Raw genomic sequence first — 25,969 nt, 5'->3', positions numbered from 1 at the left:
ATTATTTCAAATAATATTTTTTCCATTCAATACCAATATGATGCCAATGGTCAACTAATTCGACAAAAAACGAGACAAGGTGATTTAAATCTTGAATGGGATGTATTTGGTCGATTAATCAAAAGTCGAAATACTGAATATACCGCAGAGTATCTTTACGATGCATTAAGTAGACGTATTCAAAAACGTAGTAAACATCATCACACAGGTGCTGAACAGAATGTGATTTATGGTTGGGATGGGGATACAGTAGCCTTTGAATCCACTCAAGATTATACAAAACATTATATCTATGAAAAAGATAGTTTTATTCCATTACTCCAATCTGTTTATATGGGTGGAGCAGAAGTACATCAGAGTGTAGATTGGAGCAATAAACCTTATAGTCTTTATCATGATCCATTGTGGAAAATGACTAAGCATAGTAAAGGTTTTGATGATGTATGGTTCTATCATTGTGACCACTTAGGTACGCCACAGGAAATGAGTGACCATACAGGTGCAATCATTTGGAAGGCGCAATATAAGGCATGGGGTGAGCTCGTGTCAGCAAAGCAACGCTTTGCACGAGCGCAAGACGAGAGCTATGCTCGAAGTGGTAAGTCTGAAAAAGTGAAGTCTAACTTCTTTGAAAATTCAGAAATTATTTCAAATAATATCCGCTTTCAAGGGCAGTACTTCGACCAAGAAACAGGATTACATTACAACCGTTACCGCTATTATTCACCTTATGTTGGTAGATTTGTAAGTAAAGATCCGATAGGGTTGCTTGGCGGTAATAATATATATCTTTATGTTCAAAATCTCGTACAAATCATCGATCCTCTTGGTTTGGCTCCAGTAGCTTATAAAACTGTTGGTTCTAAACTCTGCATAAAAGATAAATTTACGCCAAACTCTGCAGAATCCAAAGAGTTGAAGGAATTCACTAATAGGTGGAATCATCAAATTAAAGAACAAGGGGGAACTATGACACGGAGAAAATTAACAGTAGAGGAAGAACGTGAGTCAGCAAGATGGAAAAAAAGTAAAAGATGTGAATGCGGTCCCGGACGAGTTGCAGGTCATGTACCAGATGCTGGTGCAGGTGGTCCTGCAACTCCATTAGACTGGATGGCTCAATTAAAATCTACAAACTCATATGTAGGTGGTATTATCGGTAGCTTGCCAGAAGGCTATACTTATGACAACGTTGTTCTTGTGGATGATCTAGTTAAATGTGGAGATAAATGATGGGAAATAAAATAAAAGAATTGTTGGAAGAATTAAAACAAATAAATTTAACTGATTCTGATAACGATCAGGAAATAGTTCAACCTGAAAAAATAGTAGATTTTATTTTGACACTAGATGGTAATAAAAAATTACTAAGTCCAATGTTAAAAGAACGATTTGAATATGCAAGTACTTGGAATGATGCATTTTTGTTGCAAAATTGGCTTTCATTAAGTGAAATTAATAATTTTGCTGATAATCCTGAATTGATGGAAAATATCAATTTAAGATTAGAAAATTGGGAACATGTGCCCCCTGCTTCAGTAGGTTTATCAAAAGTTTCTATTTTTGGATTTGATCCTTATGATACAAATGAAACATATCTGGAGTGGGTGGATGGAGAAATAGAACCGAAAATTTGGATATATTTTGATTCTAACTATCATATGTTTAAAAATTTAGAAAGATTTTTATTATATGCAGTAAACCAGCTAGATGAAGATGATTTGAAAAGTTAATAAATGGTATGAGTTGAAATTATAAAGATGAAACTAGTTTTTGTTTTTGAAATGTTGATAAAAAATTGGATTCATAGTAATGATTGAAAATAATCAAAAAATTATTGATTTATTAGATCAGATGCAAGCTATGCGGCTAGATAAGTCATATTTAGTGTGCATAACTTTTTGTTATAAAATTATCCCTTTGTTAGATAGTGATAATATAAGTTCTGATTATATTTTAGACTCGGTTAATAAGGCTAAATCTTTTTGGTTTGATAAACAAAGTAGTATTACTGAAGATGAAATAATTTCTAGGAGAGTGAATATAATAAAGTATATGAAAGAAGAAAATATTTCATATGATGTTAATATTAAACCAGAATTAAAGTTTTTAATTTTACCTTTATGGACTAGACCTCCTTCTGATGATATTGGAGATTGTTTAGATTGGGGGCTTACTTTGCTTAAAATAATTAATATATCAGATAGTATTATTGAAGCTAAGCTGTTAGAAGCATTAGAATCTGTAAATCAATTAAAAGTATAGAATGAAAAGAGATTGGTTATAGATGTGTTGACAATATATTAGGGGGTTTGATGCGTTTAACAAGGATTTAAAAAACTGAAAGTAAGGTGTAAAATGATTTTTTTAATATATACTTCAAAACTTAAGGTATTTGAAATTTTTGAAAATAAATTTGATATTTCTTTTATTAAACATAGTAGTGATTACTTAGGTGAATACCACTCATATGAGGGATTGTTCTGTGATCATTTTAAATTATTAAATAATAATAAGAGGTTAAAATGAGTATTTGGTGGGAAATAGACATTAAAACAGGAATTGTAGATCATGACTCGATTTCTTGGATAAATGATAATTTTGAAGTAACAGAAGATACAGTTTTTGATTTATCTCAAGATTTATTGCAAATTAATTTTAAAAATCAAAAAATTATTTTAGATGTAGGGTGGTATCCTGATTTGGATGAAAATGGAGTATTTAGAACGGAATTAATTAAAGATAATGATTGGGAAAACCCAATTATCTCTGTCGAATCTAAAAATATAGGAAGTCTGAAACATGATATTGGTAGAGTTATTAGTGATCGAATATATAAATAATAAACTTATAGTATTTTGAATGAATTTAATTTATTAGCTTGGGTGATTCAATGACTATAAAGTTAGAAATTTTAAATGAGTTGTTAAAGTATGATTATCAAAAGGAATATTTTAAATCATTGGAAAATAATTTTGATATAAGAGAAAGTGATAAAACTTTAGAACTCGTTAGATTGGTTTATAACTTATTTGTTCAAGAGTTTGATAATTATTCTGTGATCAGAGAATTTTTAGATAGTATAGAGTTTTGCGATTTTAATCGTAGAAACTCAATCCAATGGGCAAGTCTTTGTTATTTATATCAAATTAAATATATTGTAAATGAAGATGTTAACTTAAGAAAAGAAATTCTTTCTATTTTAATGAAAGATCTTAATGATAATAAAGTAATGGAAGAAAAGCGTTTTAATCGGGTAATCAATGGAAGTGAAATAGCTTCTAGAATCGAGACTAGGAACAAGGAAAAAAAATTGGGACGAGAATTTTATTATACTAACTCTATAGCATTAATAATTGATATGTTGAAAAAAAATATATATGAGTTCAAAGATAAAGAAGACTCTTTTTTATTACAGGATAATATTATTTGTGAAATTAATGAGTTAAAAAATATTTTGCCTACTTTAGAGGAAATTTTTTAAATTTTGAATATTAATCAATCTGAGGTCTTTTTTATAAATCAAAATTGTTTGAGTATTGATGCATAATTTAAAAATGAAATATATTTATATTCAAAAGCTTACAGATATTCAGTTTAAGCGATTAGCGGGCATTTGATGTATATTTGAAGCCACCAGTAAATTAGGTAAAGAAACCTTTAACTTTGACCCTGCCAGTAACATCATAGATCGTTACAATGATGACAAAGCCCAAAATCATGAGCTAAGCCATCAACAAACAGCAGAAGAAAAAGGCTATGGCTACAATCGTCTAGTCAATAACGTGGTCAAAGAATACCTCGACCAACAATACCAATATGATGCATACGGACAATTGGTTCGACAAAAATCAACGCAAGGTGATTTAAATCTTGAGTGGGATGTTTATGGTCGAATGATCAAAAGCCGTAACAGCCAATATACAGCAGAATATCGCTATGACGCTTTAGGACGAAGAATACAAAAACGTAGTAAGCACCACCATACAGGTGATGAGCACAACATCATCTATGGATGGGATGGTGACACATTGGCTTATGAGTCAACAGAACAAGCCACTAAACACTATATCTACGAAAAAGACAGTTTTGTGCCGATGCTTCAGGTAGTTTATCAAAGTCCGATAGAGCTGCATCAAACACCTGATTGGTCAGACAAACCGTATAGCGTGCATCGTGACCCACTATGGAAAACCACCAAGAAAAGCAAAGGCTTTGATGATGTATGGTTCTACCACTGTGACCACTTAGGTACACCACAGGAAATGAGTGACCATACAGGTGCAATCATTTGGAAAGCACAATATAAGGCTTGGGGTGAATGTCAAACAGAGAAAGCGAAGTCTAATTTCTTTGAAAATTCAGAAATCATCAGCAATAATATTCGTTTCCAAGGTCAGTATTTCGATTTAGAGACGGGTTTACACTATAACCGGTATCGTTATTACTCGCCCTATGTGGGACGGTTTGTAAGTAAAGATCCAATTGGGTTGTTGGGGGGAAGTAATAATTATGCTTATACCCCAAGTCCTACAGAATGGGTTGATCCACTAGGATTAAGCTGTCAAAAAATACCAAAAGGCTTTAAAAGCTTTGGTCAATTAAAGCAGTTTGGACAAGCGATGCAGGCAGGGTTTTCTAAATTAGGATTTAAAGGTGCGACGATGTATATGCAAGGAAGTGCACATAGTGGTAGAAGTTTTGAGACGGGTAAAGCTTTTGATGATGGAAGAGTAAGTGATTTTGACATAGCTGTGATTCAACCAGAATTATTTGAAAAAGCAAAAAAAATGGGTTTAGCAAAAGGTAATCGTACATTACCTATTGAGATAAACTCAGTCGAAGCAAATAAATTAGGTATTAATGGTGTACTTCAAAAGATGTCAAAACTCGCGGGAGGACGGGATGTAAATGTTATGATATTTGATAGTCCAGAAAGTGCCAAAGCTAAAGCGGAAGGTACAAGAATTCCAGCAAACTGTATGTAAGGTGTAAAATGAAAAAGAGTTTTTTTTTAGCATATACGACAAACTTAAACCCAATTGATTTAGTTCGAATTTTTGAAAAAAAATTTGATATTTCTTTTATTGAACATAGCAGCGATTATTTGGGAAATTATTACTCTTATGAGGGATTATTTTGTGATAATTTTAAAATATTGCAAAATAAGTTACCTGATGGTGATTTGCAAATAAATGACGGTGGAATAGAAACTATTTTGAAATTGGGTTTTTTTAATGGAAAAAATAAAGAAAAACAAAGTAAGTATGAATTTATGAAAAAACAATTAGCGAGTTTGGATAATATAAATTTACATTCATTTGATATTTTTGAAGAGGAATGAAGGCACTAATACGATAAGAGACCATGTGAAAGGAACATAAATGAAGACTTGGGATCAAGTAGTAGAAAGTGCAGCTGAATTTATATCTTTTTTGGAAAAAGGTAATTTTTATAATACTAAGTTTAGTACTGAAAAAGATTACAAGATTATTTTTGATGCTAATTTAGGGATAGATTATGCGACTAATGATAGTTTTGATGATTTTGATGAATGGGAAACTGTGACTGATCCCCCCGATATTTTTCTAGAAAGCTTTGAATGGAACGATCGGATTAAATATAAACTAAAACAAAAAAATTATTTTGGATTTGAAAATCAAGACTTTAACGGAGCTAAAGAAAAATGGATAACGGGTGAAGCTTGTCTGATAGTAGAGTTAATGTAATGTATATAGATATAGGTATAATATTTCAATGTTATGCAAATGACTATTTTCCTACAATCTGGAAAGAAATTTTAGAAATATATTTAAATGGTGGTTTTCCGTGTGGATGGGATGGTCATCTACCTGAAGGGAAAATTGTAGTTTTTTCTAATCAATAAAATTTAAAATCAGATAAGTTATTTCAAATTATACAAAGCTCAATGATAGCTTCATTGAGCTTATTTTTATTTTAATGATTCATATAACGTACGCCAAAATTTGCTATCGAAAACCACCAAGCAAAGCAAAGGCTTCGATGATTTATGGTTTTACCACTGTGACCACTTAGGTACACCACAAGAAATGAGTGATCAGTCTGGTGCTGTCATTTGGAAGGCGGAGTATAAGGCGTGGGCTGAATGTAAGACTGAAAAAGTAAAATCAAGTTTCTTTGAAAATTCTGAAATTATTTCAAATAATATTCGTTTCCAAGATGCATGAGCAAAGACAGAGCATTGCTCTGTCTGAAGCGCAAGGATCAAGAAACAGGACTACATTATAACCGTTATCGTTATTACTCGCCTTATGTAGGGAGGTTTGTTAGTAAAGATCCAGTGGGTTTATTTGGTGGTGTTAATTTTTATCAGTACGCACATAACCCTCTAGAATGGGTTGACCCTCTAGGTTTGAAACAAAGAAGTTTAGATGAAATAAAAGTAGATAGACGACATAGGGAAAATTCTAAATCAGGAGTGTATTTAAAACATACGCAAGCAAAATGTAAAGACACTGCTATAAAATATTCTAGCTATGGGAAACCAGCTCAATATTGGAGTGATAGTTTAGGGTGTAGTGCGACAACACCACAAGTTACTGCTTTCAGAAATAGAATTGAGAAAGAAGGTTTATCAAAAGGTATAGAACATGAAAATGATGGTAAAGGATCACATTATTATATTTATGATGCGGGGAGAGTGATTGGTTACAACGAAGGAAAACCAACACAGTATATGCGCATTGAGGTTTCTTCAAGTACTAATGAGTTTCATGGACATCCGATATCTGAAGCACGTTATAATGGCTATTATCGTAAAAGGATTAAATAAGTATGAGTTATGAAGCTTTTTTAAATGAAAATTTTTTGCTTCCATTAAAAGTGACTAGAAATTGGATGATTGTAAAAAATTATCTATATAACGTAGATTTACAATGGTTAAATTCGTTAAATGAAGATGAAAGGTTTGATGTAATAGATGCCTATTTTTATACAAACATTTTTTATGCATCAAATTCAATTGAATTAAAATCAATAACATATAGGTTAATATTGGACGTGTATATTATTCCTATAATTGAGAATGATATATATGTGAATTTTCAATATGAGCTTACAGTAAATTTAATTAATTTAAATAAAAAAAGTGAAAGTTTAGATTTTGTTGAGTTTGAATTAAAAAAAATAAGTGATTTATTGAAATTGATTGATAAAACTATGTCTTATGTATCCTTAGACTTAATTAATAACATTGAAAGTAATGATTTTAAAATTGGTCTAGTTCTAGAGAATATTGTTAATTCACTAAACCTAGGAAGAAAGATAATAAGGGATCAGTAATGGCTTTGTTTACACAAACCTATTATTAAAGGCATCTTTAGCAATAAATTGATATTAAATTTAGATCAAAACCATATTTAAAAGGGATGAGATGTGAAAGTTTCGGTTTTAGAATATTTAAAAACCATGAACTTGATGATTTAAGCCCAAAAGCGATATACAAAAGAAATTATCAAATGAAGTATAGAAGATTAACATTTACATTAAATTCTAAATTTTATATCAAAGAGAATGTAAGTTTATTTGATAAAGCATTTCAAATTAAGCTAGAAGAAACAGATAAATTTGAAGAAAAATTAGGATTTATTACGCAAAATGAATTTTTTTCATTGGCATTCATGGAATCGAGAGTTTGGCGTGCTAAATGATGAGTCTGAGTCTGCAGAAGATTATACCAAACACCTGATTGGACAGATAAACCGTATAATATTTACCGTGATCCGATATGGAAAACCACCAAGAAAAGCAAAGGCTTTGATGATGTATGGTTCTACCATTGTGACCATTTGGGTACACCACAGGAAATGACAGACCACTCAGGTTTGATCATTTGGAAACCGCAATACAAGGTGTGGGGTGAGTGCAAAGCTGAAAAGGCTAATTCCAATTTCTTTGAAAACTCAGAAATTATTTCAAACAATATCCGTTTCCAAGGTGCATGAGCAAAGACAGAGCATTGCTCTGTCTGAAGCGCAAGGATCAAGAAATAGGGCTTCACTATACCGTTATCGTTATTACTCGCCTTATGTGGGACGGTTTGTAAGTAAAGATCCAATTGGATTGTTTGGTGGATTGAATAAATATCAATATGCACCAAATTCTACACAATGGGTTGATGTCCTTGGTTTAAATAAGTATTTCATTGGCAGTATGGACCAAATGTCTTTTAAAGCTTCTGCGTTAAAACCATTAGTGCCGTACTCTAAAGAATGGATGGAAACTTATAACAATTCTAAGTTAATTTTCATTCTGTTCAATCCATTGAACCAAATCATAAATTTTTTCAGCGACTTCAACCCCTTTATTTTCAGATAAAGAATATTCTACATGTGGCGGAATAATTGGGTATTCCTTACGAATCACAAAACCATCGTTTTCTAAATCACGTAAAGTTTGAGTCAACATTTTTTCACTGATGCCATCAATTCTACGTCTTAACTCACTAAAACGGTGTGTTCCTCGTCTTAAACAGAACATGACCAGAACGCCCCAACGATTGGTTAAATGCATAAGCTTAACCCGAGACGGGCAATTCTTTGACAACACATTTGCGGCTAAACAAGATTCATCAGTATTCATAAACTTTCCATGACTAAAAAACACTTACTTTTTAGTAAGTACTTACAAAAAGTAAGTTTATTATTTACTATAACAAATATCAGCAAAACTGTGTGGCTTTTCACATATTTTGAATCATATATTTATAGATGAGAGTTAATTTATGGCTTCTCCAATTCTACACTGGATTATCGACCCAATCTGCGGCTGGAGTTATGGGGCACTGCCTTTAATTAATGCAGTCGAAGAAAAATTTCCAAATCTACAACGTCTACATTTTGGTGGACTTTATAGTGAAGATCATCAACCACAAATGACAGCAGCAATGCGAACACAGATCATTCACTATGATGAACAAATCCATCAACTCACAGGTGTGGATTTTGGTGATGAATATAAAAATGGTTTGCTTAAAGACAGCACACTGATCATGAACTCTATCCCTGCAACTCATGCTTTACTGAGTATTCAGCAGGGGTTAGGGCATAGCGCGATGATATCGTTATTAAATTTAATACAACTGGGCTACTATCAAAAAGGTCTAAATGTCACACAATATAGTGTACTGGCTCAATTTGCTGTCGAGTTAGGACTGAATAATGACCAATGGTCAAAATATTTAGATGCGATCGATCAAGATCAACAAGATGAATATATTCAACATGCACGCCAATTATTATCCCATGTTCGAGGACAAGGTTTTCCAACATTGGTGTATGAAAATCAACATGGTGAAATGGGCAAAATACCGCTTCATGGTTTTTATAATAAATCAGAGGATTTTGTACGTTTTTTAGAGCAACAACTACTTAAATCTTAATTTAATTCTAAAGAGAGCCAACAATATGAAATTATTTTTAAAATCACTTCTTGCAAGTTCAGTGATGTTGAGTGCTTCTGCATTTGCAGCAGAGTTAAGCTATAAAGTTTATAACCCACAAGCACAAGGCATTTTTCCAGTTACATCTACACTTATTTCGGGTGAAAAAGATGCAGTGCTGGTGGATGCGCAATTCAGTGTTAACGATGCAAAGAACTTGGTTAAAATCATTCAAGACAGCGGTAAAAACCTTAAATATATTGTGATTACAGCGGGTGATCCAGATTTTTATTTTGGTTTAGAGCCACTGGTACAAGCGTTTCCAGATGCAAAAGTGATTGCAACCCCAGAAGTTGTTAAACATATTGAAGCAACCAAAGAAGGCAAGTTTGCTTATTGGGGACCTATCTTAAAAAATGGTGCGCCATCTCAAGTGATTGTACCGAGTGCCAGTGAAGATAAAACCATTGTGCTAGAAGGTGAAAAAATTGAGATCAAATCACCGGGTAAATACGCATCTTATCTTTGGGTTCCAAGCAATCGTACAATTCTAGGTGGTGTAGGGCTATCTTCAGGGATTCATGTGTGGACAGCAGATGCACAAACTGAAAAAGAACGTAACGAGTGGCGAAAAACGCTAAAACAAATGAATCGTTTAAATCCACGTGCAGTGATTCCTGGACATTATATTGGTGATATTCCAACAGGAACTCAAGCAATCGACTTTACTTATCAATACCTTGTGGATGTTGATCAAGTTTTAAAAGATCATAAAGATTCAGCATCAGTGATTGCTGCTTTAAAAGAAAAATACCCGAACTTGGCCGAAGAAAGTTCTTTGGAGTTAAGCTCTAAAGTGTTGACGGGTGAGATGGAATGGAAATAATTTAACGATGACCTGTTGTTTTAAATTCATGAACTTCGTCATTGTTGGTGAACGAGGATAATGGGTTGATCTAATCAGGTGAAACTTAATCTAAGATCATGGTTAAGTTTCATCATTGAAGCCATTGATTTTTTCTAAGTGGCATTTTGAGTTTCAAAGTCTAATACACAATCAACATTTAAAAAATCTCTCACAGTATTTCATTTCATCTCTACGTTGTATTTCTGTATCGAGCGTGAGTATTGTTCGTAGAAAATATAAATCTTTCTTAAAATATAATTAATTAAAAATCAGATACTTATTGTTAATAAAAACAGGGTTTATTGGCAGCGATAGCCTGATAAAAATTGAATTCAGCATATGTTTTAAAAATGTAGGAATAGGGGTTTTCCCTCATTCAAAAATCTTTTTAGGGCAGAATATACTGTGCATGTTGAATATATCCTCTATAAGAACGCTTGGAGTAAAAAATGACTGAACTAAGTAAAATACCTACACCAGATACTGCTGAAGATAATGCATTTTTTCCATCCCCTTATTCTTTAAGCCAGTACACCGCATCGAAAACAGATTATGACGGTACGACTTATCCCAACCCATATCGTGGCGACAAAAAAATTCTGATGATTGCAACGGATGAGCGCTATATCCTGATGCAGAACGGAAAATTCTTTTCTACAGGAAATCATCCAGTTGAAATGTTACTCCCAGTATTTCATTTAGACAATGCAGGCTTTGAGTTTGATATTGCAACGCTTTCAGGCAATCCTGCCAAGCTGGAAATGTGGGCGATGCCGAATGAAGATAAGGTAGTTTTAGATACCTATGCAAAGTATGCTGAAAAACTTAAAAAACCGCTAAAGCTTGATGATATTTTGGACGAGATCATTGCTGGAAACTCGCCATATGCAGGGGTTTTCATTCCCGGTGGTCATGGTGTACTCGCGAAAATTCCTGAAAGTAAAAGTGTAAAAAAAGTTTTAGAATGGGCGATAAACAACGATAAATATGTGATTACACTGTGTCATGGACCCGCAGCTTTACTTGCCGCAGCCGTCGATGAAAAACCAGAAAACTATATATTTAAAGATTATGAAATTTGTGTATTTCCTGACTTTTTAGATAAAGGCGCAAATATTGAAATTGGTTATATGCCGGGACCATTACAATGGTTGGTGGGTGAAAATCTCGATAAATTAGGCGTTAAAATCCTAAATAAAGGTATTACAGGGCAGGTCCATAAAGACCGAAAACTTCTGACTGGAGACAGTCCTTTGGCATCGCATAATTTAGGTAAGTTAGCCGCTGAAACATTATTGGCTGATCCTGAATTGGTATAAGCATCAATCAAGAGGTTGTTTCTATTTAGACGCAACTTTTTATCTCAATATTGGAGATCTAGAGGCGATTTGCTGCTGATCTTCAATATTTTTAGTTTTAAGCGTTCAGTTTAGTGAGAAGACGGCTTTATGAGACTTGCAAGCAATCAACTGGCTGATTTATTGTTTCAGACTGTTCACCAATTGAGACAAGCACGTGACCTCGAAAGTCTATTTAAAATTCTGGTGGGATTTGCTGCTCAGCTAAATTTTGATCGGATTATTGTATGTAGTGTTTCACCTCAAAACCAACATGAATGGATTGATGAAGTTTTCTTTGTGCATGGTAACTGGGTTGATCGCAGCAATATCGAAGAGCGTGAAGTTTATTTACGCCGCTGCCCAATCACCAAGCATATTTTTGAATACGATGAAGCCTTTTTTTGGGCAAAGAGCTTGCATAAAAAAACTGCAAAAGAAACCTATCGGATTATCAAAAGCCCTCTGCATCTTGGTGAGGTCAATGGAATACAAGTGCCCGTATTTGGTCGAACAGGTTTAGAGGGTGCAATTTCATTTGCGGGTGAAATTTCGGATATGGGTGCTGATTTTAAACTCACAGTACAGATGGTTTGTAATATTGCCTTTGGTGAAATTTTACATAAACAAAAGCATAGAATTGCGCATAAAAAAATACTGACCAAACGTGAAAAAGAAGTTTTAAAATGGGCAGCAGTGGGTCAAAAGCATTTTGAGATTGCCGACATTTTAAAAATTTCAGAGAGAACTGTTGAAAATCATTTACGCAGTATAAGAAAGCGCTTAGGAGTAAAATCTACTGCTCAAGCAATTGCTTCTGCCATCATCAGTAGAGAAATTGAATTATAAAGCAGCCCAATGTTTGCGACTTTTAAACATTCAGGTTTAGCCAAAAGCGCAGCGATTCTTTTAAGAAGCATAGCGTGAGCATTGAGATTTTAAGCCCCCCTCAAAAAAAAGAAGAAAAGAAATAAAATAATAATGATCGCCAAATAAAAACCAGAAGGATTCTTTATTTGGCGTGTATGTGTAGAAAATTTGGTTAGTCTTCACTATGCCCAAATTGAAGTAATTAGATTTATCAATGCTTAAAAATAAATAAATTTTGAAATTTTATCAGCATACTCAACTACATTTTGAGAAATTTCACCTCTAAATAAATCTTCTGTATAGGTGCTCAATGGGCAGCTTACAGATAATACGGCAGCGATTTCTTGAGTTGCCTGACTATAAATAGGTGCAGCACTGGCAGCCATATCGGTGTTAAAGTGCCCCCAACTGATCATAAAATCCTGACTGCGGACATAGTTTAAACGTTCTAATAAACTCGCCAAATCACGTGGTGTACGATCAGAATAGACTTTCCAATCGGTAAAATGTTCATAACGCTTAACCACTTCAGCCTCGGAAAGGCGAGATAAAATTAATTGTCCAATTACGGTGGCATGGGCATGCCAACGTGTACCAATATGCACATTACTGGTAAATGAACCAATAGATTGGGCATTGCTGATAAAGACAATATCGGTGTCTTCTAAAATCGAAAGATGCACAGCAATTTTAATTTTATCGCGTAATTCACGCATGATGGGGCTAGCCAGATCAGTCAGCGATGATTTGGATAAGCTGTTAAAACCAAGTTCCATCACGTTGCTGTTCAGCGCATAAGTCTTTTGCGACATTTTTCTTAAATAACCACAAAACTCTAAAGTGTGGATTAAACGAAAAGCACTCGAACGGTTTACATCTAATTTTTCTGCGATTTCAGAAATGGTCATTTCCTGATGCTGTTGATCAAATAATTTTAAAATGGCTAAGCCACGCACCAAACCCGGTACTAAATAACGTTCATCATTATTGGGTTCAGCATTTTGCTCCAAGAGAGCATCATTTATTAAGTTCATTGCCAAGTTGCCCTGTGTTTATTTTGGAATTCCTGCACATGGAATACCACTATAGTAATCATCAATTTTTCTAATCTCAATGTTTATATATAAAACATTTTTTTGATTAAGAAACATCTAAAAATATAACTTTTTATTAATACATTGAAAAACATGAAAATATAGTATTTGACAAGCAAAATGATCAAAGCTTATGCTATTCATTATGTTTTAAATGCTAAATTAAGTTTTATATATAAAACAAATAAGGATGCAAAAATGAGTTGGATCTCAGTTTGTCAGCAAGATGACATTACCGAAGACGAGCCGAAAGCCATAGAAGTCGAGGGTAAGAAAATTGGTGTTTTTTTTATCGATGACAATTATTTTGCGATCGAGAATGTTTGCCCACATGCCTTTGCGTTACTAACAGAAGGTTTTATTGAAGATCAAACCGTGGAATGCCCATTACATGAGGCAATTTTTGATATTCAAACAGGTGAGCTAAAGAGTGGACCGGGATGTCGTGATTTGTGTACTTATCCCGTACGTGTTGAAGGGCAGGACGTTCAAATTCAACTATAAGTCTTATTTATAAGGATGGAATCTCATGAAAACATTTAATGAGAAGCTAGCGAACTGGATTCATGCCACGCCAGCGACCGAAGCAGGGATTAACAATATTCAAATACCGGGACAGCCAGAGCTTCTGGTTTGGCAAACACGTTATAAAGTGCCAACAGTCTATGAGCAGGATTTTGTTCAACATTTAATTCAAGCCTTTTCTTCAGGCGTAACAGAACTTACTGATTTAGTTCAATCTTTAAATCAACAAGGTTTTCGTTGCGAGTCTGGTGAACTTTGGACTTCTGAAACATTTTCTGAAGAAATGCAACGTTTAGGTTATTGATTCAAGGAAGAACAGTGATGAATGCAGCAGTAACAGTGACTCCGAGTGTTGAGGAGTATTTAGATTTAGGTTTACGTGATCAATGGCATCCTGTACTGGCTAGTTGGGAAGTCGCAGCCAATCCTGTGGGTATTACCCGTTTAGGTGAAAATATCGTGGTTTGGCGTGATGACCAAGGTCAGGTGCATGCTTTAGAAGATCGTTGTCCGCACCGTGGTGCACGTCTTTCTTTAGGCTGGAACTTAGGTAATCGCGTGGCATGTTGGTATCACGGTGTTGAAGTTCGCCATGATGGCAAGGTTGAAGATGTACCTGCAGTACATGAATGCCCAATGAAAGGCACAACCTGTGTGAAAAGCTACCCAGTGATTGAGCAACATGGTGCAATTTTCCTGTGGTTTGGCATTGATCCAAATGAAGTCGCTAAACCACTTGATTTTCCTGAGCAATTGGCGAGTGGGGAGTGGAGTTCATTCCTATGCCAAGCAGATTGGAAGGTCAATCATCAATATGCGATTGATAATGTAATGGATCCAATGCATGGCACCTATTTGCATTGTACCTCGCACTCAATGGCGGACGGTGAGCGTACTGCAGAAATGAAACACCGCTCAACTGAAAATGGTTTTGTCTTTGAAAAAGAAGGGCAAACAGGGGTCAATTTTGACTGGGTTGAATATGCCAATACTGGTGCAAGTTGGTTGCGTCTTTCGATTCCTTATCGTAAAGATTTTGGTCCAGGCGGTGAGTTTTGGATTGTGGGTTATGCCACACCGATTGATGCTCAAAATACCCGTGTTTTCTTCTGGCGTTGTCGTAAAGTTAGTGGTTGGCAGCGTAATGTCTGGCGTTTTCTTTACCGCAATCATTTAGAAAAATTGCATTGGGATGTCTTGGAACAAGATCGAATTATTTTAGAAAATCTTGCGCCAAACGCACGTCAACATGAATTCCTCTATCAACATGATGTCGGTTTATCGCGCTTACGCCGTTTAATGAAAAAAGAAGCGGAAAAGCAGTTAAAGAAAATTGCGAGCTTGAATAGCTCAAACCGTATTGAAATGCAGGAACAAGTTCATGGTTAATGTCGCATTGTTGCAGGGCAAGAAAGTCTTTGTTACAGGCGCAGCAAGAGGCTTGGGACGAGACTTTGCACAGGCCATTGCCGAAGCAGGTGCTCAAGTGGTCATGGCGGATATCTTGACAGATCTTGTGCAACAAGAAGCAGCAGTATTGCAGGCACAGGGTCTACAGGTGACTGCGGTCACGATTGACTTGGCCAATGCTGATTCGATTCAACAGGCTGTTCAGCAAGCAGCTGAACATTTAGCTGGAATAGATGGTTTGGTGAATTGCGCTGCACTTGCGACCAATGTGGGTGGTAAAAGCTTGATGGATTATGACGCCGAGCTATGGGACCGGGTCATGAACATCAATGTCAAAGGGACGTGGTTGGTCACTAAAGCATGTGTGCCATATCTCAAGCAGTCCGATGCAGGCAAGGTAATTAATGTGGCATCGGATACGGCTTTATGGGGCGCACCTAACTTGATGGCTTATGTTGCAAGTAAAGGTGCTTTGCTGGCAATGACCCGTTCGATGGCAAGAGAGTTAGGGTCATTTAATATTTGTATCAATACGCTTTCTCCAGGATTGACGCTGGTTGAAGCAACAGAATATGTACCGCAAGATCGTCATGATTTATATGTAAATGGTCGTGCGATTCAACGTCAGCAGTTACCACAGGATCTGAACGGAACAGCACTTTATTTACTTTCGGATTTGTCCTCATTTGTGACTGGACAGAATATTCCCGTAAATGGTGGTTTTGTCTTTAATTAAGGAATTGTTTCATGATTACAGGGATTGAGATTTTAAAGTTTGGCGTTGAGGATCGGGCTGCTTCAAATAAATTTTTGGCAGATTTTGGTTTAAAGCCAAGCCAATCAGATATTGAGGGTACGGATCTTTATCAAACCCAGAACGGTAGTAAAATTTATTTATTTGATTGTGATGATCCGCGTCTACCACAGGCCATCGAGCCAGGTTCAACCTTACGTGAAGTGACTTGGGGCTTGGATGATGCAGCACAGGATTTGGCTGATTTAGCGACTCGCCTGAAAGATGTAGATGGTTATCAAGCCACGGCTGACATGCTGCAATGCTTAGACCCAAATGGGATGACCATTCGCTTTCAAGCCAGCTTTACCCAAGAGCTACCTGCGTTAAAAACAGAAGGGATTAATCAATACGGCAGTATCACTCGTGTCAATGCAGCCAGTCCAGTGTATGAAAAAGGGCAACCTGTTGCGATTGGACATGTGGTGTTCTTTACCCCAGATTTAGAAAAAACAGAATCTTTCTATATCGAAAAGCTCGGTTTCTTCTTATCGGATGCTTATCGTAATCGTGGTGCTTTTTTACGTTGTCGTGGCAAAGGCTATCACCATGATTTGTTTTTGCTTTCGGTACCCAATAAACCTGCTGGACTCAATCATGTGGCCTTTGTGGTGCGTGATATTCATGAAGTGATTGGCGGTGGCTTAAACATGAACCGTTCTGAATGGTCTACTTTTATTGGTCCGGGTCGTCATCCAATTTCTTCGGCTTACTTCTGGTATGTCAACTCACCTTTGGGTGGTGCATTTGAATACTACACCAATGATGATTATTTGACGGAAGAATGGCAACCACGTGTTGAAGAACATTGTTTAGAACTCTTTACTGAGTGGGCGGTTGAAGGTGGTTTAGATGACCATACTCGTCGCCAAGTCAAACCTGTATAAGCAGTTGGAACAGGGAGATTAAGCTATGCAAAGAATTGTCATTGTTGGCGCAGGACAAGCTGCGGGTTGGGCAGTAAGCACACTCCGTCAACATGGATTTCTAGGTGAAATTCATGTGGTATCTAATGAGGAACGGGTATTTTACGAACGCCCACCCCTGTCAAAACAAGTCCTCTCCAAAGAAGCCAGTTATGACAGTTTGCATCTGTTCTCTGCTGAACAGATGCAAGATTTTAACATTGAGTGGCACAAACCCGCTGTGGCAACACAAGTGGATCGCCAACAAAAACATGTGGTTTTAGAAAGCGGTCAAGTTTTGCCTTATGACAAATTATTGATTGCAACAGGAAGCCGAGCACGTGTGCCAGTGAATACATGGCAGTTTATTCCCAATGTAGTGACTTTACGTAATGTACAAGACTGTGAACGTTTAGCCGAAATCTTACAACATACGCAAAAGTTAGCAGTAATTGGTGGTGGTTGGATCGGCTTAGAAATTGCAGCAACGGCACGGAAACAAGGCAAACAAGTGCATGTTTTTGAATACGGTGATCGACTTTGTGCACGTAGTGTTAGTCCGGATGTATCTGAATTTTTGCAAAATATGCATCAACAACAAGGTACTCAGATCCATTTAAATAGTAAAAATGTGCATTTGATTGAAGCAGGTCAACAGCAAGTTGAAGTGGTGAATCATCCAAATGCCAGTGAACTGTTTGATTGTGTGGTGGTGGGTGCGGGTGCAGATATTGCCAAAGAGCTGGGTGTGAGTGCGGGTTTAGACGTTAAGGATGGCATTGTTGTCAATGGTTTTGGACAAACTTCAGACCAAGACATTTATGCCGCAGGTGATGTGGCGATACATCCAAGTTTGGGCTATTGCATTCAGTCTTGGGCCAATGCGCAAAATCAAGCCATTGCCACGGCAAAGTCAATGTTAGGTATGGATACGGAATATCTGGATATTCCTTGGTTATGGTCAGACCAGTATCACTACAATATTCAGATTTTAGGGACTTACCAACCTGAAAAAACCAAGCAGATTGTGCTACGTCAAAACGCAGCAGATCAGTGCAGTTATCTTTATCTGGATGAGCAAAACTGTTTGATCAACATGATTGCGATCAATGACTCAAAACTGGTCAAACTGGCAAAGCGCTGGATGCAATCCAATACCGTGTTAGACCCCAAATTATTAGCAGACCCTGAATTTAATGTAATGAAATTAAAACCGTAAACATTAAATCCGGTTCATGACTCAATCGAAGGAATGAAATATGAGTAATGAAGAGAAAAGTGGATTGAAGCATTGGGTTCCTGCTTTTGTCCTGATGATCTGTGTCGTTCTGGCATTTTTCGACAAAATTAGTATCGCAGTCTTATTTGCGGACCCGCACTTTCAGGGCGCGATGGGGATTGCCCAAGACAAAGCAAAGCTTGGATGGTTAATGACCAGCTTTTTATTGGCTTATGGTTTTTCCTCTGTGTTTTTAAGCTTCTTAGGCGATATTTTTAGCCCTAAAAAAATGCTGTTTTGGAGCGTCTTATCTTGGGGGATACTCATGTTCTGTATGGGTTTTACCACCAACTATACAGGGATGTTGATTCTCCGCGTTCTGCTTGGATTAGCTGAAGGCCCATTATTTGCCTTGGCTTATACCATCGTGAAACAAACCTATACAGATCGTCAGCAAGCACGTGCTTCCACCATGTTTTTGTTGGGTACACCGATCGGTGCCTTCTTGGGTTTTCCAATTACCGCGGCTGTTCTCGCAAACCATGATTGGCATACCACCTTCTTTGTGATGGCTGGTTTAACTGTAATTGCACTAATTGCGATTGTGTTTGGCTTACGTAATTTACAACTCAAGAAAACCATTGAGCTGGAATCGACCAGTAAACGTGTCAATTTTAAAGGGCATATCCATAACACCAAAGTGCTATTACAGAACGGTTCATTTTGGTTGGTGTGTATTTTTAATATTGCACTGATGACTTATCTGTGGGGATTAAACAGTTGGGTTCCATCCTACCTGATTCAAGACAAGGGCTTTAACCTTAAAGAGTTTGGTATTTATTCAAGTTTCCCATTTATCGCCATGTTGATTGGTGAAGTGATTGGTGCATTTCTTTCTGACAAGTTAGGTCGTCGTGCCATTCAAGTTTTTAGTGGCTTATTGGTGGCCGGCATCTTTATGTATGTCATGGTCATTATGACAGATCCAATTTTAGTGATTGTTGCAATGTCTCTCAGCGCAATGGCTTGGGGCTTTGGTGTCGCAGCAATATTTGCACTACTTGCTCGTGTGACCACTGCTGATGTGGGCGCGACAGCGGGTGGGATTTTTAATGGACTGGGTAATTTTGCCAGTGCAATTGCACCCGTTCTGATCGGTTACATCGTGATGCAAACCCACAGTTTTAATTTAGGAATTACCTTCTTAGCAGCAGTTGCTGTGATTGGATCGTTCTTCTTGGTTCCTTTACTAAAACGTTATTAATTCAAGATATCTAGGAGTTAAAACATGACTACTCAACAATTCGAATCATGGTCACAGCCTGAAGGTACAAGCTTACAAGATTGGTTAAATACCCGTATCGCACGTTTTGAAACACGTAAATATGATTTTGATGCCTTGAAGTTCCAAGCGGACTATGACCCCAAATATCGCCGTGCCCAAATGCGTTATATGGGCACAGGTGCAACAGGCGTAGTCAATGATGGCAACACCGTTCCAGCAGAAAACTTCACTTTTTCAACCATGGTTTTACCTCCGCAGTGCGAAGGGCCTTTGCATATTCATCATGATGTTGAGGAAGTATTTTTTATGTTGCGTGGTGAGATTGACCTATTTATCGAACATAACGGCGAAAAATTTCAAACCAAACTTAAAGAGCGTGATCTGATTTCAATTCCACCTGGAATTTACCGTGGCTTGTTTAATCCGGGTCAGGAAGATGCCTTGATGTGTGTGATGTTAGGTGCGGGTAAACCGACTATTCCGAACTATCCACCAGAACATCCATTGTCGCAAATCAAACGTTGATTGAATCGACAAAGCCCAGCTCTACAGCAAAGGAATCCAGCCATGACATTGCTTGATCGATTAGCCAAATATCCAGTCAAAACCATTGTAGTGGATGGTCAAGTACACGCCTATCGTGAGGCGGGTCAAGGCCAGCCATTGATTTTGCTACATGGGATTAGTTCGGGTTCTGCTTCATGGATCAACCAGCTCGATGTACTGCGTCAGTCTTTTCGTGTGATTGCTTGGGATGCACCGGGTTATGGCTTATCAGAAGGTTTAAATACAGCGCAACCGAATGCAGAAGATTATGCACAACGTTTGTTGGGTTTAATCGATGCTTTGGCAATTTCGCAAGCCATTCTGGTTGGTCATTCTCTTGGGGCTTTACAGGCCAGTGCTTTTGCTCATCTTTATCCTGAACGTGTACAGACTTTGCTGATTGCCAATGTGGCACAAGGTTATCAACGTTCAGATGAGGAAAGCAAATCACAGGTTTATCAAAAACGACCAATGCTGTTGAAAAGCTTAGGTCATGCAGGCATGGCAGCAAGTCGTGGACCGCATTTAATTTATAAACAAGATGCTCAAGCTTTGGCTTTGGTCACAGCGGTGATGCAGGATTTGACCCTAGACGGTTTTACCCATGCATCGTATTTGTTGGCCTATGACGAAATTAGAAATTATTTAACAGATATTCGTGTTCCTTGCGTCGTGATTGCAGGCGATCAGGACCAAATTACACCTGCACAAGGTATTCAAGACCTTGCCGCAGAAATGCAATTGAGCCGATGTCATCTGATTACAGATGCAGGTCATCTGAGTTATGTCGATCAACCACAACAGTTTAACGACATTATTTTATCGGCACGTTAAGACTCAAACGAGAGAAAAATATGAGCTTCCAAGTTGAAGGAAAAGTAGCAGTAGTAACAGGTGGCTCGTCAGGCATTGGTTTGGCTGCTGTCGAAATTTTAGTTGCAGAAGGTGCCAAAGTGGCATGGTGTGGTCGGGATGAACAGCGTCTAGCAGAATCAAAAAATTATATTTTGGAAAAGTATCCGCAAGCCCATATTTTTACTCAAGCCTGCAATGTTTTAGACAAACAAGATGTAAAACACTTTGCACAACAGGTCAATCAAAATTTAGGCAATGTCGACATGTTGATCAATAACGCAGGTCAAGGGCGTGTATCCAATTTTGAAGACACCCAAGATGAAGATTGGATGAAAGAAATTGAATTGAAGTATTTCAGTGTCTTGCATCCTGTTCGTGCATTTTTAGATGATTTAAAACAGTCGGCGTGTGGATCAATCACCAATGTCAATTCCTTACTGGCCTTGCAACCTGAACCACACATGATCGCGACTTCATCGGCACGTGCCGCTTTGCTGAATTTAACTCATTCCTTAGCACATGAATTTAGCCAATATGGGATTCGGGTGAATTCAATTTTATTGGGCATGGTGGAGTCAGCACAGTGGAAACGCCGTTTTGAAACACGTTCAGATAGCCAAGCGTCATGGGAACAGTGGACAGGCAATATTGCAAAAAACCGTGGTATTCCAATGCAACGTCTAGGTAAACCTGAAGAACCAGCACACGCTTTGGTGTTCTTGGCTTCACCATTGGCATCCTATACCACTGGTTCAGCCTTGGATGTCTCTGGTGGATTTAACAAACATTTATAAGGTGTGCCCATGAAACAGTTGATGATGATTGGTTTCGGTGCAATGGCAGCAGAAGTGTACGCACATATGCCACAAGATTTACAGCTTAAATGGATTGTGGTGCCTGCACGCAGTGTTGAAAAAGTACAGGCACAAGTATCCGCTCAGGTACAGGTAATTAGTTCGATTGATCAATGCCTTGGCACGCCTGATTATGTAATCGAAGTTGCAGGCCAAGCGGCGGTAAAAGAACATGCCCAAAAGGTGTTAGAGAAAGGTTGGACCATTGGTCTGATTTCAGTGGGAACCTTAGCCGATAGCGAATTTTTCTCTCAACTGAAACAGACTGCGGAACAACACGATGCCCATCTACATCTTTTAGCGGGTGCGATTGCGGGGATCGATGGTATCTCTGCGGCAAAAGAAGGTGGTTTGGAAAAGGTCACCTATAAAGGCTGTAAAAGTCCCAAGAGTTGGCGTGGCAGTTATGCTGAACAATTGGTTGATCTCGATCAGGTCAGTGAAGCTATGGTTTTTTTTCGTGGTACAGCCAGAGAAGCAGCACTGAAGTTTCCAGCCAATGCCAATGTTGCAGCAACCATAGCACTCGCAGGTTTAGGCATGGATGAAACCATGGTTGAGCTTACGGTTGATCCAAAAACCAATAAGAACAAGCACACCATTGTGGCAGAAGGCGTGTTTGGTGAAATGACCATTGAATTGGTGGGTGTGCCTTTGGCAAGCAATCCCAAAACCTCAACTTTGGCTGCGCTTAGCGTGATTCGTGCATGTCGCAATAGCGTTGAAGCAATTCAGATTTAAAAGGATTTGATCATGGTAAAGGAAATTTATATCGCAGGTGAATGGCGATTAGGTAAAGGCAATACGATTCAAAGTCTGTTTCCAGCAGATCAATCTGTAAATGCTGAAATTTCTACAGCGAGTTTAGATGATGTCAATGAAGCAATTGAAAAAGCAGATTTGGCATGGCGACAAGCAGGCTGGCGCAATAGCATGCCACATGAACGTGCGCGTATTTTGTATAAAGTGGCAGAGATTATTGAAGCGCGTGTAGATGAGCTTGCAAAATTACAAACCCGTGATAATGGTAAGCCACTGGCTGAAACACGTGGTTTAGTGATGAGTGCAGCCGCGACAGCACGCTATGTTGCCGCAGCATGTGAAACGCTGAATGATGAACTCACCACACAACGTGCGGCTGACTTTATGACCATGAGTGTGCATGAACCTGTCGGTGTGGTGGCCGCGATTACACCGTGGAATTCACCGATTGCCAGTGAAGTTCAAAAACTTGCCCCTGCGATTGCTGCTGGAAATGCGGTGATTCTTAAACCGGCAGAGGCAACGTCTTTAATTGCCTTGGAACTCGCCAAAATCTTTGAACAAGCAGGACTGCCAAAAGGCTTACTCAGTGTTTTAGTGGGGCGTGGTTCTGTAATTGGTGATGCCATCGTAAAGCATCCTTTGGTCCGCAAAATTTCATTTACTGGCGGAACCACTACAGGGCGTCATTTGGCTCATCTTGCCGCAGATAAATTGATTACCACCTCATTAGAGCTTGGTGGAAAATCCCCTACGATTGTTATGCCTGATGCAGATATTGAATTGGCTGCTAAAGGTGTGGCTTATGGGATCTTTAGTTCCGCAGGACAAGCCTGTATTGCAGGTTCACGACTCTTCGTGCATCACAGTATTTACGATCAGTTCCTTAAGCGTTTGGTTGAAATTACCAAAGCATTACGAGTGGGACATCCAGAAACAGCGGGTGTACATTTGGGCTCTTTAATTAATCCAAAGCATTTGGCTTCTGTCGATGCCTATGTGCAATTGGCCAAGCAAGAAGGTGGTCAAGTTGTAGTGGGTGGTCAAGCGCTGACGGATGGTGATTTGGCGAAAGGAAGTTATTACTTACCGACCATCATCACGGGCTTAAATAATACTGCACAAACCTGTCAAGAAGAGATTTTTGGTCCGGTCTTGGTGGTGATGAAGTATCACGATGAAGCTGATTTAATCACCCAAGCCAACGACAGTTGTTTTGGGCTTGCAGCAGGAATCTGGACTGAAAACTACCGTAAAGCTTGGCAAATTGCACGTGCTTTGGAAGTCGGTACAGTCTGGATTAATACCTATAAAAAATTCTCTATTTCGGCACCGTTTGGTGGCTTTAAAGAAAGTGGTATCGGGCGTGAAAAAGGGCGTTTAGGTATTTTGTCTTATATGCAGCAAAAAAGTATTTATATGGGATTAAGCGAACAGCCAAATCCTTGGTGTGAATAATAAATTCATGGAATGAAAAAGTTTTCGAGGAATAAACAATGACAGAACGTGTAAATGTAGGCGAAGCAATCGCGCGTGTTTTAGAAGCACACCAAGTGGAAAGTATCTATGGGGTGATTTCAATTCATAACCTACCAATTGCAGATGCCGTAGGGCGTCGTGAAAAAATTCGTTTTGTGGCAGCGCGTGGCGAAGCAGGTGCAGTCACGATGGCAGATGGTCACTCACGCTTTAAAGGTTTAGGGGTTGCTTTGACCAGTACCGGTGCAGGGGCAGGCAATGCAGTAGGTTCATTGATTGAAGCGATGAATGCTGGGAGTCCTGTGTTGCATTTAACTGGGCAAGTTGAACGTGAATATCTTGATCGTGATGCTAGCTTTATCCATGAAACCAAAGATCAACTGACCTTCTTACGTGCTTCAAGCAAAGCTGCATTTCGTATTACCAGCCCAGACAATGCAGTGGGTGTAATTCGTGAAGCAATTCGTGTTGCAACCACAGTACCGATGGGGCCTGTAAGCGTTGAGCTCCCGATTGATGTGCAAGCTGCAGAAATTGACTTGCCATTGAATTTAGGTCCTGTCAAAGCGCTTGAATTACCGCAGGCTGAGCAAGTTGAAATTGATTTAATTGTTGAAGAAGTTAAAAAAGCCAAACGCCCCATCTTTTGGATTGGTGGTGGCACGTTAAATAGTGTTGATGAGGTGAAAGCCATTGCAGATCTTGGGATTCCTGTTGTTTCTTCGACCCATGCCCGTGGTGTGTTAGCAGATGAGCATCCACGCAGTTTAGGTGCATTCCATAACTCAGCAGGGGTTGAGCAACTGTTAAAACAGGCTGACTTATTGGTGGTGGTGGGCTCGCGTTTACGCAGCAATGAAACCAAAACCTATTCGGTACAGTTCCCTGATAATCTGATTCAGATTGATGCCAATCCAGTGGCGCAGCAACGTAATTATAAAGTTCGTAACTTCATTTGTGCTGATGCCAAAGATGTATTACAACGTGTGCTCACAGGGCTAAGCGGTATCTCAAAAGTTGATGCAGATTATGATGCAGCGGTTGTTGCAGCAAAACAGTCCGCTATTGAGGCACTGCGTACTCAGCTGGATCAATATGCACTGATCTGTGATCACTTACGTGCGGCACTGCCACAAGACGGTATCTTTGTACGTGACATTACCATGTCAGGCAGTACTTGGGGCAGCCGACTATTTCCAGTACAAGCACCGAATCAAAATATTCACTCACTTGCTGGGGCAATTGGTCTTGGTTTAGCCACGGCAATTGGCGCTTCTATTGCCAATCCAGATAAAAAAGTGATTGGTCTCGTGGGCGATGGTGGTTTGATGCTCGGTATCGGTGAGATTGCCACCATGGCACAAGAAAATACCAACATGGTGCTGATGATCATGAACGATGGCGGTTATGGCGTAATGCGTGGTATTCAAAAGAATTACTTTGGTGGGCGTCAATATTTCAACGAATTGCATACCCCAGATTATAAAGTCTTAGGGGAAGCAATGGGAGTGAAAAGCTGGAAAGTGGGCAGTGCAGATGAGTTTAAAAGCGTGATTCAACAAGCAGTCGATTTTCAAGGGCCAAGTGTGATCGAATTGGATATGAATTCGATTGGACCACTGAACTTTGCAGGACCGCCGCAGAAAAAACTCTATTAAACCCAGTTGAACATTCGATGTTGGCATCGGATGTTCAGTAAATTCACCA

General features: G+C 38.2%; 27 protein-coding genes and 3 pseudogenes. 28 read left to right on the top strand and 2 right to left on the bottom strand.

Annotation, left to right across the window (positions count from 1 at the left end; translation table 11 throughout):
• The 11 genes and pseudogenes from GJV03_RS21770 to GJV03_RS14120 all read left to right on the top strand — a co-directional run.
• Nucleotides 1-1,233: RHS repeat-associated core domain-containing protein (locus GJV03_RS21770; RefSeq protein WP_252720715.1), on the top strand; the 1,233-nt coding region annotated here is incomplete at its 5' end.
• Nucleotides 1,230-1,733, top strand: coding sequence for a hypothetical protein (locus tag GJV03_RS14170; RefSeq protein ID WP_154130344.1), 504 nt, complete (start codon nucleotides 1,230-1,232; stop codon nucleotides 1,731-1,733). The genes GJV03_RS21770 and GJV03_RS14170, both read left to right, overlap by 4 nt.
• 79 nt (nucleotides 1,734-1,812) lie before the next feature.
• Nucleotides 1,813-2,265, top strand: a complete 453-nt coding sequence (locus GJV03_RS14165; protein ID WP_154130343.1) for a hypothetical protein — start codon at nucleotides 1,813-1,815, stop codon at nucleotides 2,263-2,265.
• Nucleotides 2,266-2,525: 260 nt separating this feature from the next.
• Nucleotides 2,526-2,843, top strand: a complete 318-nt coding sequence (locus tag GJV03_RS14160) for a hypothetical protein (RefSeq protein ID WP_154130342.1) — start codon at nucleotides 2,526-2,528, stop codon at nucleotides 2,841-2,843.
• A gap of 50 nt (nucleotides 2,844-2,893) precedes the next feature.
• On the top strand, nucleotides 2,894-3,484 hold the full coding sequence (locus GJV03_RS14155; protein ID WP_056513197.1) for a hypothetical protein: 591 nt from the start codon (nucleotides 2,894-2,896) through the stop codon (nucleotides 3,482-3,484).
• Nucleotides 3,485-3,629: 145 nt separating this feature from the next.
• A pseudogene (locus GJV03_RS21765) lies at nucleotides 3,630-4,562 on the top strand (RHS repeat-associated core domain-containing protein); the annotation flags it as partial.
• A gap of 434 nt (nucleotides 4,563-4,996) precedes the next feature.
• Nucleotides 4,997-5,344: a hypothetical protein gene (locus tag GJV03_RS21760; RefSeq protein WP_227549130.1), complete on the top strand. Its 348-nt coding sequence runs from the start codon at nucleotides 4,997-4,999 to the stop codon at nucleotides 5,342-5,344.
• A gap of 40 nt (nucleotides 5,345-5,384) precedes the next feature.
• Nucleotides 5,385-5,729, top strand: coding sequence for a hypothetical protein (locus tag GJV03_RS14140; RefSeq protein WP_252720714.1), 345 nt, complete (start codon nucleotides 5,385-5,387; stop codon nucleotides 5,727-5,729).
• Nucleotides 5,730-5,969: 240 nt separating this feature from the next.
• Nucleotides 5,970-6,814, top strand: a pseudogene (locus tag GJV03_RS21505) (RHS repeat-associated core domain-containing protein); the annotation flags it as partial.
• Between the two features lie 2 nt (nucleotides 6,815-6,816).
• The gene (locus GJV03_RS14125; protein ID WP_154130340.1) at nucleotides 6,817-7,323 is read left to right on the top strand and encodes a hypothetical protein; all 507 of its coding nucleotides are present in this window, start codon (nucleotides 6,817-6,819) and stop codon (nucleotides 7,321-7,323) included.
• Nucleotides 7,324-7,712: 389 nt separating this feature from the next.
• A pseudogene (locus GJV03_RS14120) lies at nucleotides 7,713-8,172 on the top strand (RHS repeat-associated core domain-containing protein); the annotation flags it as partial.
• Nucleotides 8,173-8,280: 108 nt separating this feature from the next.
• Here GJV03_RS14120 and GJV03_RS14115 read toward each other — a convergent pair.
• The gene (locus GJV03_RS14115) at nucleotides 8,281-8,622 is read right to left on the bottom strand and encodes a helix-turn-helix domain-containing protein (RefSeq protein WP_004717650.1); all 342 of its coding nucleotides are present in this window, start codon (nucleotides 8,620-8,622) and stop codon (nucleotides 8,281-8,283) included.
• Between the two features lie 142 nt (nucleotides 8,623-8,764).
• On the opposite strand from GJV03_RS14115, the gene GJV03_RS14110 reads away from it, so the two are divergent.
• The 4 genes from GJV03_RS14110 to GJV03_RS14095 all read left to right on the top strand — a co-directional run bounded on the left by GJV03_RS14110 (nucleotide 8,765) and on the right by GJV03_RS14095 (nucleotide 12,514).
• The gene (locus GJV03_RS14110) at nucleotides 8,765-9,421 is read left to right on the top strand and encodes a DsbA family protein (RefSeq protein WP_154130339.1); all 657 of its coding nucleotides are present in this window, start codon (nucleotides 8,765-8,767) and stop codon (nucleotides 9,419-9,421) included.
• Between the two features lie 25 nt (nucleotides 9,422-9,446).
• Nucleotides 9,447-10,307 carry a Vmh family MBL fold metallo-hydrolase gene (locus GJV03_RS14105; RefSeq protein WP_154130338.1) on the top strand — a complete coding sequence of 287 codons (861 nt, stop codon included), beginning with the start codon at nucleotides 9,447-9,449 and terminating at the stop codon, nucleotides 10,305-10,307.
• Nucleotides 10,308-10,777: 470 nt separating this feature from the next.
• Nucleotides 10,778-11,647 (top strand): glyoxalase III HchA, encoded by an 870-nt coding sequence (gene hchA / locus GJV03_RS14100; protein WP_105713497.1) that lies wholly within the window; start codon nucleotides 10,778-10,780, stop codon nucleotides 11,645-11,647.
• Between the two features lie 129 nt (nucleotides 11,648-11,776).
• Nucleotides 11,777-12,514, top strand: a complete 738-nt coding sequence (locus tag GJV03_RS14095; protein ID WP_105713498.1) for a PA1136 family autoinducer-binding transcriptional regulator — start codon at nucleotides 11,777-11,779, stop codon at nucleotides 12,512-12,514.
• Nucleotides 12,515-12,753: 239 nt separating this feature from the next.
• On the opposite strand, the gene GJV03_RS14090 is transcribed toward GJV03_RS14095, so the two are convergent.
• The gene (locus GJV03_RS14090; RefSeq protein ID WP_105713499.1) at nucleotides 12,754-13,569 is read right to left on the bottom strand and encodes an IclR family transcriptional regulator; all 816 of its coding nucleotides are present in this window, start codon (nucleotides 13,567-13,569) and stop codon (nucleotides 12,754-12,756) included.
• Nucleotides 13,570-13,827: 258 nt separating this feature from the next.
• Between GJV03_RS14090 and GJV03_RS14085 the strand changes: the two genes are divergently transcribed.
• Genes GJV03_RS14085 through GJV03_RS14025 form a run of 13 tightly spaced genes read left to right on the top strand, consistent with a single transcriptional unit; the run spans nucleotide 13,828 to nucleotide 25,920 of the window.
• Nucleotides 13,828-14,133 carry a non-heme iron oxygenase ferredoxin subunit gene (locus tag GJV03_RS14085; RefSeq protein WP_034615827.1) on the top strand — a complete coding sequence of 102 codons (306 nt, stop codon included), beginning with the start codon at nucleotides 13,828-13,830 and terminating at the stop codon, nucleotides 14,131-14,133.
• 25 nt (nucleotides 14,134-14,158) lie between these two features.
• Nucleotides 14,159-14,458, top strand: a complete 300-nt coding sequence (locus tag GJV03_RS14080; protein ID WP_004823462.1) for a recombinase-like helix-turn-helix domain-containing protein — start codon at nucleotides 14,159-14,161, stop codon at nucleotides 14,456-14,458.
• A gap of 17 nt (nucleotides 14,459-14,475) precedes the next feature.
• Nucleotides 14,476-15,543 (top strand): aromatic ring-hydroxylating dioxygenase subunit alpha, encoded by a 1,068-nt coding sequence (locus GJV03_RS14075; RefSeq protein WP_004717632.1) that lies wholly within the window; start codon nucleotides 14,476-14,478, stop codon nucleotides 15,541-15,543.
• Nucleotides 15,536-16,300 (top strand): SDR family oxidoreductase, encoded by a 765-nt coding sequence (locus GJV03_RS14070; RefSeq protein WP_151956923.1) that lies wholly within the window; start codon nucleotides 15,536-15,538, stop codon nucleotides 16,298-16,300. Before GJV03_RS14075 ends, GJV03_RS14070 begins: the two co-directional genes overlap by 8 nt.
• A gap of 11 nt (nucleotides 16,301-16,311) precedes the next feature.
• Nucleotides 16,312-17,244, top strand: coding sequence for a VOC family protein (locus tag GJV03_RS14065; protein ID WP_151956922.1), 933 nt, complete (start codon nucleotides 16,312-16,314; stop codon nucleotides 17,242-17,244).
• 25 nt (nucleotides 17,245-17,269) lie between these two features.
• Nucleotides 17,270-18,481 (top strand): FAD-dependent oxidoreductase, encoded by a 1,212-nt coding sequence (locus GJV03_RS14060; protein WP_154130337.1) that lies wholly within the window; start codon nucleotides 17,270-17,272, stop codon nucleotides 18,479-18,481.
• Nucleotides 18,482-18,521: 40 nt separating this feature from the next.
• Nucleotides 18,522-19,745 (top strand): MFS transporter, encoded by a 1,224-nt coding sequence (locus tag GJV03_RS14055; protein ID WP_004717622.1) that lies wholly within the window; start codon nucleotides 18,522-18,524, stop codon nucleotides 19,743-19,745.
• Nucleotides 19,746-19,769: 24 nt separating this feature from the next.
• A complete protein-coding gene (locus tag GJV03_RS14050) occupies nucleotides 19,770-20,291 on the top strand; it encodes a cupin domain-containing protein (RefSeq protein ID WP_004717620.1) in 522 nt (173 codons plus the stop codon).
• 42 nt (nucleotides 20,292-20,333) lie between these two features.
• Complete coding sequence (locus tag GJV03_RS14045) at nucleotides 20,334-21,146, top strand: alpha/beta hydrolase (protein WP_154130336.1); 813 nt, start codon at nucleotides 20,334-20,336, stop codon at nucleotides 21,144-21,146.
• 20 nt (nucleotides 21,147-21,166) lie between these two features.
• Nucleotides 21,167-21,961, top strand: coding sequence for an SDR family oxidoreductase (locus GJV03_RS14040; protein ID WP_151956918.1), 795 nt, complete (start codon nucleotides 21,167-21,169; stop codon nucleotides 21,959-21,961).
• A gap of 9 nt (nucleotides 21,962-21,970) precedes the next feature.
• Nucleotides 21,971-22,762 carry an aspartate dehydrogenase gene (locus tag GJV03_RS14035; protein ID WP_004717614.1) on the top strand — a complete coding sequence of 264 codons (792 nt, stop codon included), beginning with the start codon at nucleotides 21,971-21,973 and terminating at the stop codon, nucleotides 22,760-22,762.
• A 12-nt stretch (nucleotides 22,763-22,774) separates the two neighbouring features.
• On the top strand, nucleotides 22,775-24,241 hold the full coding sequence (locus GJV03_RS14030; protein WP_004717613.1) for an aldehyde dehydrogenase: 1,467 nt from the start codon (nucleotides 22,775-22,777) through the stop codon (nucleotides 24,239-24,241).
• A gap of 38 nt (nucleotides 24,242-24,279) precedes the next feature.
• Entirely contained in the window at nucleotides 24,280-25,920 is a 1,641-nt protein-coding gene (locus tag GJV03_RS14025) for a thiamine pyrophosphate-binding protein (protein WP_056513148.1), read from the top strand.
• Nucleotides 25,921-25,969 lie beyond the last annotated feature (49 nt).

Source organism: Acinetobacter sp. RIT698 (genome assembly GCF_009668065.1).
Classification (GTDB): domain Bacteria; phylum Pseudomonadota; class Gammaproteobacteria; order Pseudomonadales; family Moraxellaceae; genus Acinetobacter; species Acinetobacter guillouiae.
This window is presented reverse-complemented; position numbering and strand designations above follow the sequence as displayed.

Bases quoted from the DNA above. Each gene is read 5' to 3' on its own strand.
- GJV03_RS14105 (WP_154130338.1), top strand. From the start codon at position 9,447: ATGAAATTATTTTTAAAATCACTTCTTGCAAGTTCAGTGATGTTGAGT.
- GJV03_RS14140 (WP_252720714.1), top strand. From the start codon at position 5,385: ATGAAGACTTGGGATCAAGTAGTAGAAAGTGCAGCTGAATTTATATCT.
- GJV03_RS14060 (WP_154130337.1), top strand. From the start codon at position 17,270: ATGCAAAGAATTGTCATTGTTGGCGCAGGACAAGCTGCGGGTTGGGCA.
- GJV03_RS14055 (WP_004717622.1), top strand. From the start codon at position 18,522: ATGAGTAATGAAGAGAAAAGTGGATTGAAGCATTGGGTTCCTGCTTTT.
- GJV03_RS14035 (WP_004717614.1), top strand. From the start codon at position 21,971: ATGAAACAGTTGATGATGATTGGTTTCGGTGCAATGGCAGCAGAAGTG.
- GJV03_RS14090 (WP_105713499.1), bottom strand. From the start codon at position 13,569: ATGAACTTAATAAATGATGCTCTCTTGGAGCAAAATGCTGAACCCAAT.
- GJV03_RS14025 (WP_056513148.1), top strand. From the start codon at position 24,280: ATGACAGAACGTGTAAATGTAGGCGAAGCAATCGCGCGTGTTTTAGAA.
- GJV03_RS14170 (WP_154130344.1), top strand. From the start codon at position 1,230: ATGATGGGAAATAAAATAAAAGAATTGTTGGAAGAATTAAAACAAATA.
- GJV03_RS14085 (WP_034615827.1), top strand. From the start codon at position 13,828: ATGAGTTGGATCTCAGTTTGTCAGCAAGATGACATTACCGAAGACGAG.
- GJV03_RS14155 (WP_056513197.1), top strand. From the start codon at position 2,894: ATGACTATAAAGTTAGAAATTTTAAATGAGTTGTTAAAGTATGATTAT.
- GJV03_RS14160 (WP_154130342.1), top strand. From the start codon at position 2,526: ATGAGTATTTGGTGGGAAATAGACATTAAAACAGGAATTGTAGATCAT.
- hchA (WP_105713497.1), top strand. From the start codon at position 10,778: ATGACTGAACTAAGTAAAATACCTACACCAGATACTGCTGAAGATAAT.
- GJV03_RS14075 (WP_004717632.1), top strand. From the start codon at position 14,476: ATGAATGCAGCAGTAACAGTGACTCCGAGTGTTGAGGAGTATTTAGAT.
- GJV03_RS14050 (WP_004717620.1), top strand. From the start codon at position 19,770: ATGACTACTCAACAATTCGAATCATGGTCACAGCCTGAAGGTACAAGC.
- GJV03_RS21760 (WP_227549130.1), top strand. From the start codon at position 4,997: ATGAAAAAGAGTTTTTTTTTAGCATATACGACAAACTTAAACCCAATT.
- GJV03_RS14125 (WP_154130340.1), top strand. From the start codon at position 6,817: ATGAGTTATGAAGCTTTTTTAAATGAAAATTTTTTGCTTCCATTAAAA.
- GJV03_RS14110 (WP_154130339.1), top strand. From the start codon at position 8,765: ATGGCTTCTCCAATTCTACACTGGATTATCGACCCAATCTGCGGCTGG.
- GJV03_RS14070 (WP_151956923.1), top strand. From the start codon at position 15,536: ATGGTTAATGTCGCATTGTTGCAGGGCAAGAAAGTCTTTGTTACAGGC.
- GJV03_RS14040 (WP_151956918.1), top strand. From the start codon at position 21,167: ATGAGCTTCCAAGTTGAAGGAAAAGTAGCAGTAGTAACAGGTGGCTCG.
- GJV03_RS14065 (WP_151956922.1), top strand. From the start codon at position 16,312: ATGATTACAGGGATTGAGATTTTAAAGTTTGGCGTTGAGGATCGGGCT.
- GJV03_RS14030 (WP_004717613.1), top strand. From the start codon at position 22,775: ATGGTAAAGGAAATTTATATCGCAGGTGAATGGCGATTAGGTAAAGGC.
- GJV03_RS14045 (WP_154130336.1), top strand. From the start codon at position 20,334: ATGACATTGCTTGATCGATTAGCCAAATATCCAGTCAAAACCATTGTA.
- GJV03_RS14080 (WP_004823462.1), top strand. From the start codon at position 14,159: ATGAAAACATTTAATGAGAAGCTAGCGAACTGGATTCATGCCACGCCA.
- GJV03_RS14095 (WP_105713498.1), top strand. From the start codon at position 11,777: ATGAGACTTGCAAGCAATCAACTGGCTGATTTATTGTTTCAGACTGTT.
- GJV03_RS14115 (WP_004717650.1), bottom strand. From the start codon at position 8,622: ATGAATACTGATGAATCTTGTTTAGCCGCAAATGTGTTGTCAAAGAAT.
- GJV03_RS14165 (WP_154130343.1), top strand. From the start codon at position 1,813: ATGATTGAAAATAATCAAAAAATTATTGATTTATTAGATCAGATGCAA.